General features: G+C 59.5%; 9 protein-coding genes. 7 read left to right on the top strand and 2 right to left on the bottom strand.

Annotation, left to right across the window (positions count from 1 at the left end):
- Positions 1–37: 37 nt before the first annotated feature.
- Both XX99_RS21920 and XX99_RS21915 read right to left on the bottom strand, forming a co-directional pair.
- Entirely contained in the window at positions 38–1,789 is a 1,752-nt protein-coding gene (locus XX99_RS21920) for a tetratricopeptide repeat protein (RefSeq protein WP_184084994.1), read from the bottom strand.
- 83 nt (positions 1,790–1,872) lie between these two features.
- A complete protein-coding gene (locus XX99_RS21915) occupies positions 1,873–3,069 on the bottom strand; it encodes an L-rhamnose/proton symporter RhaT (protein WP_050061560.1) in 1,197 nt (398 codons plus the stop codon).
- Positions 3,070–3,193: 124 nt separating this feature from the next.
- Between XX99_RS21915 and XX99_RS21910 the strand changes: the two genes are divergently transcribed.
- The 7 genes from XX99_RS21910 to XX99_RS21880 all read left to right on the top strand — a co-directional run bounded on the left by XX99_RS21910 (position 3,194) and on the right by XX99_RS21880 (position 12,385).
- Positions 3,194–3,925 (top strand): (Fe-S)-binding protein, encoded by a 732-nt coding sequence (locus XX99_RS21910; RefSeq protein WP_050061778.1) that lies wholly within the window; start codon positions 3,194–3,196, stop codon positions 3,923–3,925.
- On the top strand, positions 3,922–5,373 hold the full coding sequence (locus XX99_RS21905) for a LutB/LldF family L-lactate oxidation iron-sulfur protein (protein WP_050061559.1): 1,452 nt from the start codon (positions 3,922–3,924) through the stop codon (positions 5,371–5,373). Before XX99_RS21910 ends, XX99_RS21905 begins: the two co-directional genes overlap by 4 nt.
- Positions 5,366–6,118: a LutC/YkgG family protein gene (locus XX99_RS21900; RefSeq protein ID WP_082125828.1), complete on the top strand. Its 753-nt coding sequence runs from the start codon at positions 5,366–5,368 to the stop codon at positions 6,116–6,118. Before XX99_RS21905 ends, XX99_RS21900 begins: the two co-directional genes overlap by 8 nt.
- 9 nt (positions 6,119–6,127) lie before the next feature.
- Positions 6,128–7,339: a TIM barrel protein gene (locus XX99_RS21895; RefSeq protein ID WP_050061558.1), complete on the top strand. Its 1,212-nt coding sequence runs from the start codon at positions 6,128–6,130 to the stop codon at positions 7,337–7,339.
- 92 nt (positions 7,340–7,431) lie between these two features.
- Positions 7,432–8,532 carry a substrate-binding domain-containing protein gene (locus XX99_RS21890; protein WP_050061557.1) on the top strand — a complete coding sequence of 367 codons (1,101 nt, stop codon included), beginning with the start codon at positions 7,432–7,434 and terminating at the stop codon, positions 8,530–8,532.
- Between the two features lie 134 nt (positions 8,533–8,666).
- A complete protein-coding gene (locus XX99_RS21885) occupies positions 8,667–10,874 on the top strand; it encodes a bifunctional rhamnulose-1-phosphate aldolase/short-chain dehydrogenase (RefSeq protein WP_050061777.1) in 2,208 nt (735 codons plus the stop codon).
- A complete protein-coding gene (locus tag XX99_RS21880; protein ID WP_050061556.1) occupies positions 10,871–12,385 on the top strand; it encodes a rhamnulokinase in 1,515 nt (504 codons plus the stop codon). Before XX99_RS21885 ends, XX99_RS21880 begins: the two co-directional genes overlap by 4 nt.
- Positions 12,386–12,534 lie beyond the last annotated feature (149 nt).

The raw sequence follows: 12,534 nt of genomic DNA, 5'->3' as shown, positions 1-12,534 counted from the left end.
CAGCCGCCGAAAGAAATTCTATCCGCAAAAGCCTGCCTCAGTTCACCGTGGCCGGCTTGTCCTTCAGCACTACTAGAAACTGCTTGATCTCTTTCCGCTGCTGCTCAATCGCGGCCGCCTGTTGCTGGTCCAGCTCACGATAACGGGCAAATTCCGCTCGCGACTGATCATGCTCACCGATGCGCGCATACGCCATGCCGAGCCGGTAATGCGCAGCACTCGACTGCGGATCGGCAGAGACCGCGCGTTGAAAACAATCCGCAGCTTGCTTGAAGTTGCTCTGCGAGAAATACAGGATGCCCAGCTGTAGCAGCGCATCTTCAAACTTGGGATCGGCGGTAACCGCCCTGGTCAGCAGCAATTCGACACGCTGAAGTTGCGCCTTGCTCTCTGACGACTGCTCCGCCTTCCACAGCGTCATCGCGTAATAGTAATTCGCAAGCGCGCTCTCCGGCTGTTGCTCCAGATAATGCGCCAGCCTGGGCTCGACGCATGCAATCGCTGTCGGCGCAGCGAGATCGATCTTGCCCAGAAAAATATACGGAGCCGCATCGGCCGGATTCAAGTCCGCCGCCTCGCACACGCGCGATGCGGCCTCGTCATTGCGTCCGCCGGCAAACAGCGCGGCTCCCAGCGCCGCCAGCATGCGCGACGATTTGGGATAAGCCTTTGCGCCATCTCCAAAAACCTCGATCGCTGGCTTGACCGCGCGATGAGTCAACAGCTCCGTGCCCCACTGAAAATAATTCTCTTCACTGGGATCGAGACGAACCGCCCTCTCATCTTCATTGACCGCAAGCAGCGGCTCACCCAGCTCTTCGTCCAGATCGCCCAGCAGCCGATGGGCATTGGCATTCTCCGCATGAGCCAGTAAATGCTGAGCATGATCGCGTGCCTGCGCCAGTTGCCCAGCGCCTTGGTAAGCGAGAGCCAGGTCGTACTCGTTGCTCGCATTCGCCGGATCGATCTCGTAAGCCGCCTGCAGTGCGCGGATCGCCTCGTGAAAATCTTTTTCGCGCAGACAGAACTCACCCATCCGATGATTCGCCTCGAAGCTGTGTGGATCTTTTGCCAAAGCCGCGCGCAGACTGCTCTCGGATTCGCTCGCGGCATCTTTCGACTTCGCCGAACTGGCCTCGGCCGGTTTGAGCACAACTGTCGCTCGCGTGAGGTCTTCGCTCGTCCGCAATCGCGCGTCGGAGCCGTGTCCGCCCGCGGCAGTCCAGTCGGTTACTCCTGCGACAGTGAAGTTGGGCAGATCGGCAAACTGCATCGCATCGGCAGCGGATGGAGAAGGGGGCGCAGCTGTAGAAGACGGATTCGATTTTGCCCCTGGCGTATTTGCAGCTTCGAGCACAAGATCGACGCGCCGATGCTCGTCTGCTGCCATGACCAGCGGATCAGTCACGCGATTGTGGAGCCCGTTGAGTTCCGAGGTGATGCGATACGTGCCGGCAGGCAGTGCAGAGATGACATAGGCCCCGTTAGAGTCCGTCACAGTCTGCAGCACGCGATGCCCATCCTGAGATTCAAGCCGCACCAGCGCGTGAGCAACCGCCTTGTGATCCGCCTCGACAATGGTTCCCTGAATCGTCGCGCCAATCGATTGTTGCGGAGAGGCTGACTGAGCCAGGCATGTCTCAAATGCCGAGGCCATCGACAACAATAGAAACAGGCCACACACGCAACGAAGGTCTCGAAACCGGCGAGTGCACCACGCATTCCACAGATGAGCCGCGATGCCGGGGTTCTCCTTTGCCGCGACTGGAGTTTCACGACCGCAGGTCAATCGGACAATCTCCATGAGGGATCAACGCTTGCGCCATGCAACATAGTAATACCAGGCTGACGAAGCGGCATCGCCCATAGGGTCTATCGCGACATGGCAACCCGCGCCGGAACCAGCTCTTCCGTCTTGAGATAGTTGCCGTACCCGATGATCAGCGTGGAAGCAATCAACAACCCGAGCCCGGACGCTACCAGTGTCCGGGTCCGCGTGCCCGTTCCACGCCACTCTCCCAATATCAGGCCCCACAACGTCGCGAAGATGATGATGCTGGCCATGTGCAAAGCCCAGCTGGAAAAGTCATACTTGCCCATCTTGGTCTGGCCCATCGAATAGAAAAAGAATTGAAAGTACCAGATGACGCCGGCCAGCGCGGCGAGGATGTAATTTCTCGTGAGTGGCCCGGCGGCGATGTGCTTGGTGAGTGTGCGGGGATCGACATCCTGCAGCGTTGTGCCCGTCTCCGCGCTGGTTCCCAGCGGATTGCTTCCCGGCTGGCCGCCGAATTGCGCGAAAGAGCGGTTTTTCAGAATAAGAATCAGCGACCACACAAAATTTGTAATGAAGCCGCCCCACAATACGACAATCAGCACCGGCAGGTTCTGCCACAGATCCGAATGTCCCGAGGCCAGCAGCTGGACCTTCGCAATCTCTCCGATTGGTTTGCCGGCAGCCAGGCCATAGGCGAAGCACGAGCTCATGATGCCCGCGAAGATGGCCACAGCCATGCCGGTGGCGAAGGAGAAATCGCGCTCGCCGGAGCTGGCCTTTTCTTCCTCTGTAATCTCTTTCTCTTTTGACATCCCGGCCAGGCCGTTGATGGCGACCGCAATCAGGCAGACCAGCACTCCGATGAGGATGACACGGCCCGACGCCTGATGTGCGATGATGACCAGTTGCATATGGCCGTTCTCGCGGCTGAAGATGGGAGGCATGAGCGTGCCGAAAGCAGTGCACAGGCCGAGCGCAATGGCATAACCCAGACCGAGTCCCAGATAGCGGATGGCCAGCCCGAAGGTAAGTCCTCCTGTGCCCCAGAGCATGCCCCAGAAGATGGCGTATCCGATCGCGGATGACGGAGCCTGATGCAGAATGCCGAAGACGTGAGGAACAAAAATAGAGGCCAGCAACGTCGGGGCGATCAGCCATGCGGCCACGCCTTGGATGATCCAGTAAATCTCCCACGACCAGCGTTTGATGCCACGAAAAGGGATGAAGTTGGTGGCCGAGGCGAAGCCGCCGATCCAATGATAGATGACGCCTAAGAACGGGTTAGGTCCCACAAAGAACCCTCATAACAAGAAGAATAACGGCATACAAAGGTAAGACGATTTATCGTAATTGAGTGCACGTGCCATTGGGAAAATATAATCTCTATTGAATTTAATGAATTTCAGGAGGACGGCTCTGCGCGTCGCGCTCTTCATCACCTGCTATAACGACACCCTGTTTCCGGAGACCGGCAAAGCCGCCGTTCGCGTGCTGGAGCGGCTGGGGCACACTGTCGAATTTCCCAGCGGACAGACATGCTGCGGCCAGATGCACTGGAATACCGGTTACCAGGCCGAAGCGCTGCCGCTGGTGCGACGGTTCGTCGAGCAGTTTCGCGATGCCGAAGCCGTGGTGGTGCCGTCGTCCTCTTGTGTAGCGATGATGCGGGATCATTATCCTTTGATGGCCGGGGAGCTGCACGACGAGGCGCTCAAGAGGGATCTGAATGTCCTTCTGCCCAAGGTGTGGGAGTTCTCGGAGTTCCTCACCAAAAAGCTGGGCCTGGAAGATGTCGGCGCCTCTTATCCGCACAAGGTCACCTATCACGCCAGCTGCCACGGTTTGCGAAACCTTGGACTGGGCGATGGTCCGATCCAGCTGTTGAAGTCGGTCCGCGGCATTGAACTGATTCCGATCGAAGGACTCGAGCAATGCTGCGGCTTCGGAGGCACCTTCGCGGTCAAGAACGCGGATGTCTCGGCCGCCATGCTGGCGGATAAGACAAAAGCCGTGATCGATACCGGTGCAGAGATTTGTACCGCCTGCGACAACTCCTGCCTGATGCACATCGAAGGCGGATTGCATCGCCAGCGAACCGGCGTCCGCACGCTGCACCTCGCCGAAATTCTTGCCGGAGAAGAGAGATGAGCCGCATACCGCTCGATCCGGCAACCGCGCCCGCCTTTCCCAAGGCGGCCAAGGTCTCGCTCCATGACTTGCAGCTGCGCAGGAATGTGAAGCACGCGACGAACGTAATCCAGACAAAGCGCCAGCGCGTCGTAGGCGAGCGGCCCGACTGGCAACAGCTGCGCGAGGCCGGCCGGCAGATACGTGAGCATGCACTGGCATACATGGACGAATACCTCGAGCAGTTCGAGCGCAACTGCGAGGCTGCCGGCGGACACGTTCATTGGGCGCGCGATGCCGAAGAGGCGCGGCAGATTGTCGTCCGCCTGGCCACGGAAGCCGGCTCCCGCGAAGTAGTCAAGATCAAGTCGATGACCACCGAGGAGATCCATCTCAACAACGCGCTCGAGGCTGCGGGGATCAACGCGATCGAGACCGACCTCGCGGAGCTGATCATTCAACTGGGCCAGGATCAGCCATCGCACATCGTCGTGCCCGCGCTGCACAAGAGTCGTCACGAGATTCGCGAGATCTTTCTGCGTGAGATGGGACTGAAGCATCTGGGCGAGGAGCCGGCCGATCTGGCAGAGGCCGCGCGGACTTATCTGCGCAAAAAATTCCTCACGGTGCAAACAGCGATCAGCGGAGCGAACTTCCTCATCGCCGAAACCGGCAGCGTCTGCATCGTCGAGTCCGAAGGCAACGGGCGAATGTGTCTCACCTTGCCGCAGACGCTCATCACCATCGCCGGAATCGACAAGGTGCTGCCGCGCTTCCAGGATCTCGAAGTGATGCTGCAGCTGCTGCCGCGTTCGGCCACCGGCGAGCGGATGAATCCTTATAACTCCATCTGGACCGGCCTCCACGAAAACGACGGGCCGCGAAATTTCCACGTCGTGCTGATGGATAACGCCCGCACCGATGTTCTCGCCGATCCCGAAGGCCGGCAAACCCTATATTGCATTCGCTGCGGAGCCTGCCAAAACGCCTGCCCTGTCTATCGCCAGACCGGCGGCCACGCGTACGGCTCGGTCTACGCGGGGCCCATCGGAGCGATCTTGACGCCGCAGTTGCAGAAGATGGAACACGCGCAAAGCCTGCCTTATGCCTCATCGCTCTGCGGAGCATGCTACGAGGTCTGCCCGGTCAAGATCAATATTCCCGAAGTGCTGATTCACCTGCGCAATAAGGTAGTAAAGCAGCAGACGCGGGGGATGGGCAGATTGAATCCCGAAGCCGTCGCGATGAAGGTGCTGGGCATGATCTTCCGCAGCGAATCGCGCTTTCGTGCAGCGCAGAAATTTGGACGGGCAGCAGAGAAGCCGCTCGTCAATCGCGAGGGATGGATCGGCTGGCTGCCCGGCATGCTGGGCGGATGGACGCAGGCGCGCGATCTGCACGCCATGCCGCAACAGACATTCCGCGAGTGGTTCGATGCGCGGGAAAAGAAAGATCGCGGCCATGCCTGAGAGAACCGAAGCACGAGCACAGATTCTGGAACGGATTCGCGCCGCGAAGCCGCAAGCTCCGCCGAGCGATGCGGCCGCGGCATGGGAGAAGATTCGCAGAGAATACAAAGTCGCGCCCGATCTGCCGCCTGCGGAAATTCTTCATCTCCTCGAAGACCGGCTCCGCGATTACGACGCCCAGGTCTTTCACTGCGTTCCAGCGGAGATCGCCGGAGCCATAGCGCGGGCATTGCAGCAGCGCGACAAGCAGAACATCGTGATAGCGGCCGGCACACCGAACGAGTGGCTGCCGCCGGATTTTCATTTTGTAGAAGACTCGAATCTCGACGCGCACGCACTCGACCAGCTCGATGGCGTTCTCACCGGTGCCACGCTGGCCATCGCCGATACCGGAACCATCGTGTTGCAGAATGTGCCCGGACAAGGCCGTCGCGCCTCCACCCTGATGCCGGATTATCACCTGTGCGTGCTCTTCGCGAGCCAGGTGCTGCAATCCGTTCCCCAGGCCATGCGCATGCTCGAGCAAACCGCGACTCTGCCGACCACGTTTTTCTCCGGACCATCGGCGACGGCCGATATCGAGATGACGCGCATCAAGGGCGTTCACGGGCCGCGCTTTCTGGATGTGATCCTGGTACAAGACATAGTGCAGGTACGTTGGATGGCGTCCGATGATTCTCCTCCGATGAAAAGCATTTCCGTTTCAATAGGCAGTTTGTTTCCCAATGAGTGCTGTTCTGGGTAAAATCGGGTGATGTCTCATTTGAATAACCATTCCGGCTCTGCACATGGTGATACGGAGCGCGTGTTTCAGGCGCTCGACAGCTTCCGTATCGAGCTTCCTTCGTGGGGATTCTCGAACACTGGCACGCGCTTTGGAAAATTTGTGCAGCCGGCGGCGGCCACCAATCTCGAAGAGAAGTTTGCCGATGCGGGTCAGGTCAACGCGCTCACCGGCGCCAGCCCTACCGTCGCCCTGCATGTGCTCTGGGATACTCCCAACGGCGTGAAGGATGCCGCCGAGGTTCGTTCGCTCGAGACGAAGTATGGCGTGCGCGCCGGCTCCATCAATCCAAATCTCTTTCAGGATCAGAAATATAAATTCGGCTCGCTGGCCAATCCCAGCGCGGAGATACGGCAGCAGGCAGTCGCGCATTGCATCGAGTCGGTCGAAGTCGCGAAGGCTCTGGACTCGCGCGATATCTCGATGTGGATCTCCGACGGAGCCAATTATCCGGGATCGCAGTCCATCCGGCGTCGCATCGACTGGCTGCAGGAAAGCCTGAAGACCATTCATGATGCTTTGCGGCCCGATCAGCGCATGCTGGTCGAGTACAAACCGTTTGAGCCTGCGTTTTATTTCACTGACGTTGCCGATTGGGGCATGGCGCTCGAGTACGCGCGCAGCGCAGGTCCGCAAGCGAAGGTGCTGGTCGATACCGGCCATCACTACCAGGCGCAGAATGTGGAGCAGATCGTCGCGTGGCTGCTGCATCTGAAGGCGCTCGGCGGCTTTCACTTCAACGACCGCAAGTATGCCGACGACGACCTCACGCTGGGCTCGATCGACCCCTACCAGGTGTTTCGAATCTTCTACGAGATCGTGAGCGGCGCGGGCGACCAGCTCAACGACATCGCCTTCATGATCGATCAGAGCCACAACCTGAAGGGCAAAGTGGAAGCCATGGTGCAGACCGTCGTTGCAGCGCAGGAGCTCTACGCGAAGGCTGCCCTCGTAGACCAGGCTAAGCTGGCCGGGTTGCAGGATGAGTGCCGTCTGGTGGAAGCCGAGGAGCTGTTTCGCGGAGCCTTCTACACCGATGTTCGTCCAGCCGTAGCGCAATGGAGAGTGACCCGCGGCCTTCCTCACGATCCGCTGAAAACGTTATACGAGAGCGGTTACGTGGAGCGTGCCGCCAAACAGCGAGCTGCTAAAAATGCCGGCAGTGTCAGCAGCTATGCCTGAAGTTCAATACGTAAAACTGAAGAACGAATTTCCTATTGGAAACATTACCTTGCCGGGCATAATAGGATTCGATCCCCAGTTCGGAGCAGGTTTTGCGTAAATCGAATAAGCGTCTCTACTTAATCCCCGTTCTTTCCAAGGCGCTGGACATTCTGGAGCTGCTGCAGAATGAAAACCAGCCAATGTCGCTCGAGTCCATCTATCAGCGCACCAAAATATCCAAGACCACCGTCTACCGGGTGCTGAAGACTTACACGCATCGCGGCTATCTCGCGCAATCAACAGACGGGCTCTATCGCGCCGTAAGCCGTCCGAAGAAATTGCGCTTCGGTTTCGCCGGGCAAAGCAAGGACATGCCCTTCAGCGTCGCCGTCACCGAGAGCCTCAAGGCCGCCGCTACATCCATGGGTGTGGACCTGATGATTCTGGACAATCAATATGACGCGACGATCGCATTGCGCAATGCGGAAGAGTTCGTGAAGAGCCGCGTGGACCTAGTCATCGAATTTCAGGTCGAGCAGGAAGTCGCTCCGGTGATCGCCGACAAGATTTCAGCGGCGAAGATTCCGCTCATCGCTGTGGATATTCCTCACCCCCACGCTACTTTTCTCGGCGTAGACAATTACCGCGTAGGCCGCGACGCCGGCGAACTGCTTGCACAGCACGCGCAGGCCAACTGGGGCGGTAAAGTGGATTGGGTCATCGGCCTCGATCTGCCCGAAGCCGGAACGCTGGTGCAGAGCCGCACCACCGGCGCATTTGAAGCCATCAAGTCGGTGCTCGGAGAGATGCCGGTCGAGTCGTTCGTCCGCGTCGACGGGCGCGGCATGCGCAATGTAAGCAGGGAATTGGTTGCGGATTTCCTCAAGCGGCACTCGAAGGAAAAACATATCCTGATCGCGGCTGCGACCGACACCAGCGCTCTCGGAGCCGTTGATGCGGTGCGCGAGGCGAAGCGCGAACGTCATGTCGCGGTCGTAGGCCAGGACTGCATCCCGGAGGCGATGGAAGAGATGCAGAAGCGCTCCTCGCCACTGATCGGATCGGTCTCACACGAAACCGGAACCTATGGCCCGGCGCTGGTGAGCCTGGGGCTGGCATTGCTGAGCGGGCAGACGGTTCCGCCCTACAACTACGTGAGCACCAGGACAGTCACGCCGTCGCTCCTCAACACTCCGCCCGCCGGCGTTTGACCAGAATGATCGGATCGCGAAATGCCGCTATATTCCTGCTCACTATGTGCCTATAGGAATAATTGATCTATTGGTAAAACCGTGAAACGATGGTTCGGGGCGCTATGCGTCCAAATTGAAGGATGGATATCGATATGGCTGTGAAAAGTGGTCTGCGTTTCCTCGAAGACCGCTGGGACGATGCGGTTGCCGCCAAGCTGGATGCGCCCGAGCTGCTGCGCTACCGCTCGAATTTGCTTGGCTCCGATCTGCGCATTACAAACTTCGGCGGCGGCAACACCAGCTCCAAGCTGGACCAGGTCGATCCCTTGACCGGCCAGAGCGTGAAGGTCCTGTGGGTGAAGGGAAGCGGCGGCGACCTGGGCAGCATCAAGCGCCAGGGCTTCGCAACGCTCTACATGGACAAGCTGCTGTCCATGGAGAAGGTCTATCCGGGCGTCGCCCGCGAAGACGAGATGGTGGCGATGTACCCGCTCATCACCTTCGGCAACAACCCTGTCGCGGCTTCAATCGATACCCCGCTTCACGGCTTTCTACCCTTCCCGCACGTCGATCATCTCCATCCCGATTGGGCGATTGCGTTGGCCGCGTCGGCCAACGGCAAGATCAAGATGGAGGAGTTCAACAAGCAGTTCGGCCACAAGCTGGTATGGCTGCCCTGGCAGCGTCCGGGCTTTGAGCTGGCCATGATGCTCAAGCGTGCTGTGGAAGAGAACCCCGGCTGCGACGGCATCATCCTCGGCGGCCACGGCCTGTTTACCTGGGGCAACACGCAGCGCGAAAGCTATCTGAACACCATTACCATCATCGACCAGATCGGCCAGTTCATCGATGCCCATGCCACAAAGAAGAGCGCAGCAGCATTCGGCGGATCGCTGCATAAGACGCGCGAAGACCGCGCGACGGTTGCGCAAGCGATCTTTCCCCGGCTGCGTGGAGCGGTATCGCGCAAGCAGCGCTGGATCGGCACTTTCACCGATTCGCCGGATGTGCTGGAGTTTGTGAACTCGAAGCAGGCGCAGAAGCTGGCGCACCTGGGCACCAGCTGCCCGGATCATTTCATCCGCACCAAGATTCGCCCCATGTATCTGCCCTGGAATCCCAAGGGCGATGCGAAAGAGCTGCAGGCGTTGATCGACACGACGCTCGAGACCTATCGCAAAGAGTACGGCGAGTATTACGCGAAGCATGCGCTCAAAGATTCGCCGGCGATTCGCGATGCTAGCCCGACCGTGGTGCTGGTTCCTGGCGTGGGCATGTTCACCTTCGGGAAAAATAAGACCGAGTCCCGGCTGACCGGCGAGTTCTACACCAACGCGATCCATGTGATGCAGGGCGCGGGATCGCTGGGCGAAGAGATCGAATGTGTCGATGTGCCGCAGGCTGGTCCGGCCGCCGGTCCCGGTGAATTTACGGTGTACGAGAATTACGTTGCATTGCCGCCGAGCGAAGCCTTCCGCATCGAGTACTGGGCGCTCGAAGAGGCGAAGATTCGTCGCCAGCCTCCCGAGAAGGAGCTGAGCCGCCGCATCGCGTTAGTGGTCGGCGGAGGCAGCGGCATCGGTCGCGAAGTTGCGTTGCTCGCAGCCGAGCGCGGAGCGCATGTAGTAGTAGCCGACCGCGACACCGCAGGCGCCGAGAAGACGGCTGAGGAGTGCAAGAGCATCGCGGGCAAGGAAGCGGTTCTTGCCACTTCGATCGACATTCGCAATCGCGAGACGATCAAGGCCGCGCTGCATGCGACGATCAAGCAGTTCGGCGGCGTGGACATGATCATCAATACCGCCGCGATCTTCCCCTCTTCGCCTGATGGTGTCGTCAGCGATGCGCAGTGGGCATTGACGCTCGAGATCAATGTGACGGCGAACTACCTTCTGGCCGACGAGGCGCAGAAGATCCTCGACGAGCAGGGGCTGGACACCACGCTGACTCTGACCAGCTCGGCAAACGCGGTAGTCGCGAAGAAGGGAAGCGAGGCTTACGATGTCTCGAAGGCCGCTCTCAGCCATCTCATCCGAGAGCTTGCTGTCAGGCTGTCTCCGCGTACGCGCGTCAACGGCATCAGTCCAGCCACCGTGGTGAAGGGCTCGACCATGTTTCCGCGAGATCGCGTGAAAGCCTCGCTGGCCAAATACGCCATCGCCTTCGCGGAAACCGAAAGCGACGACGAGCTGCGCAACAAGCTGGCGCAATTCTATGCACAGCGCACGCTGACCCATGTGCCGATCGATCCGAAAGACTGCGCGCAGGCGATCCTGTTTCTCGCCGGACCGCTCACCCCCGTAACCACAGGCCATCTCATCCCGGTGGATGGAGGTCTGGTGGAGGCGTTCCTTCGTTGAGCGATTCGCCAGACCTCGGCCGCACTCCGGCTGATCGCCGTGCACTGGTTGCTGTCGATCTTGGAGCCGAGAGCTGTCGCGTCTCGCTGTTGCGTTGGCGCGACGGACGGCCGCAGTTTGCGGTCGTGCATCGCTTCGACAACCGGCCTCGCGAAGTGGATGGCGGCTTGCGTTGGGATCTTCGCAGGATCGAAGCGGGCATCGACGACGGAGTTCGTAAGGCTGCGGAGATCGCCACGGAAGGCATTCGCTCCATCGCCGTCGATGGCTGGGCCGTCGATTATGTTCGATTGAATGATGATGGAAGCCCGGTAGCCGATCCCTTCTGCTATCGCGATGAACGCACGGTCCACGCATTCGGCTCTGTGCACGGCAAGTGCAGTCCCGACCGCATGCACGCGTTGACCGGAGTGCAGCAGCTGCGCATCAACACCCTCTATCAGCTCCATGCCGATCACTTGGCCGGTCTTCACCATGACCGGCCGTGGCTCAATCTTCCCGAGTACATGCTGGCTCGCTGGGGAGGAGATCGTGTCGCCGAGCTGACCAACGCAACGCACACCCAGTTAGTGAAGCTGGGCAAGGCGGAATGGTGCGAGGAGATTTTTCACGCAGTCGGCATCGATCCCGACGTGGCCGCAAAGATCGTTCAACCGGGCGCCATCGTTGGTAAGCTCCATGGCTCCCTGGCGAAATTGTCCGCGCTTCGCGATACTCTGCTGATCGCGCCTGCCTGCCACGACACAGCCTCGGCCATCGCCGGTATTGGCGCGGCTGGCGATGACTGGGCTTACATTAGCTCCGGCACATGGTCTCTGGTCGGAACAGTATTGAACGAGCCATGCAACAGCCCCGCCGTGCGCGCGGAAAATTTCACCAACCTTGGCGGAGTCGGCAATCGCATCTGCTTTCACAAGAACGTGAACGGCATGTGGCTGCTGCGCCAATGCATCGAGCAATGGTCGATCGAGGGAAGGGATTGGATCGTCAAGGACCTGGTCGCTGAAGCCGAACATGCGACGCTGCCCCCTGATCTTATCGACGCCGAGGCCCTGCTCGATCCCAATGCTCTGATCGATGTCGATGACTCCGATCTGCTGCTGCAGGGCCACATGCCTGCGCGCATCAATGCGCAGCGTGCGGCTCGCGGCCTGGCCGCGCTCGATGAGCGCCCCGCGAACGCTCCGCAATTTGCGCTCTTGATCTTCCACTCCCTCGCGGCACGCTACGCCGAAGTGCTGGCGCGCATCTCGGAGCTCAGCGGGAAAAACTTCAAGCGGCTCTACATCGTTGGAGGAGGCAGTCAGAACGATCTCCTCAATCGCCTTACCGCGGCGGCAACCGGCCTCGAAGTGCACCGTGGAGCCGTCGAAAGCTCGACGATCGGCAACTTTGCGGTGCAACTCGCCGCTCTCAATCAAGATCGGAATGGCGGCAACGGCGTCTCCGCAAAAGCCGTCTCCGCATGGGCCACGCTGCTGGGTTCGGCGCATCACACCGCTGCTGGATAAACGACGCGGCCGAAGATGAGATGTAAGAAATCTGTTCACCCTGGCTCATGGCAGCGGTTATGAGGATGGCCGCCCATGCGCATGCAAGCCAGGTGAAATCATTCAAGAATTCGTAAAAATAGTCATTTCCCTTGACGCCGGATAGCTTA

The organism is Silvibacterium bohemicum (genome assembly GCF_001006305.1).
GTDB lineage: Bacteria > Acidobacteriota > Terriglobia > Terriglobales > Acidobacteriaceae > Silvibacterium > Silvibacterium bohemicum.
The sequence above is the reverse complement of the archived record's forward strand: the minus strand, read 5'-3'. Positions and strand labels throughout refer to the sequence as shown.

Coding starts and splice junctions, on each gene's coding strand:
- XX99_RS21905 (WP_050061559.1), top strand. CDS start 3,922: ATGAGCCGCATACCGCTCGATCCGGCAACCGCGCCCGCCTTTCCCAAG.
- XX99_RS21900 (WP_082125828.1), top strand. CDS start 5,366: ATGCCTGAGAGAACCGAAGCACGAGCACAGATTCTGGAACGGATTCGC.
- XX99_RS21895 (WP_050061558.1), top strand. CDS start 6,128: ATGTCTCATTTGAATAACCATTCCGGCTCTGCACATGGTGATACGGAG.
- XX99_RS21885 (WP_050061777.1), top strand. CDS start 8,667: ATGGCTGTGAAAAGTGGTCTGCGTTTCCTCGAAGACCGCTGGGACGAT.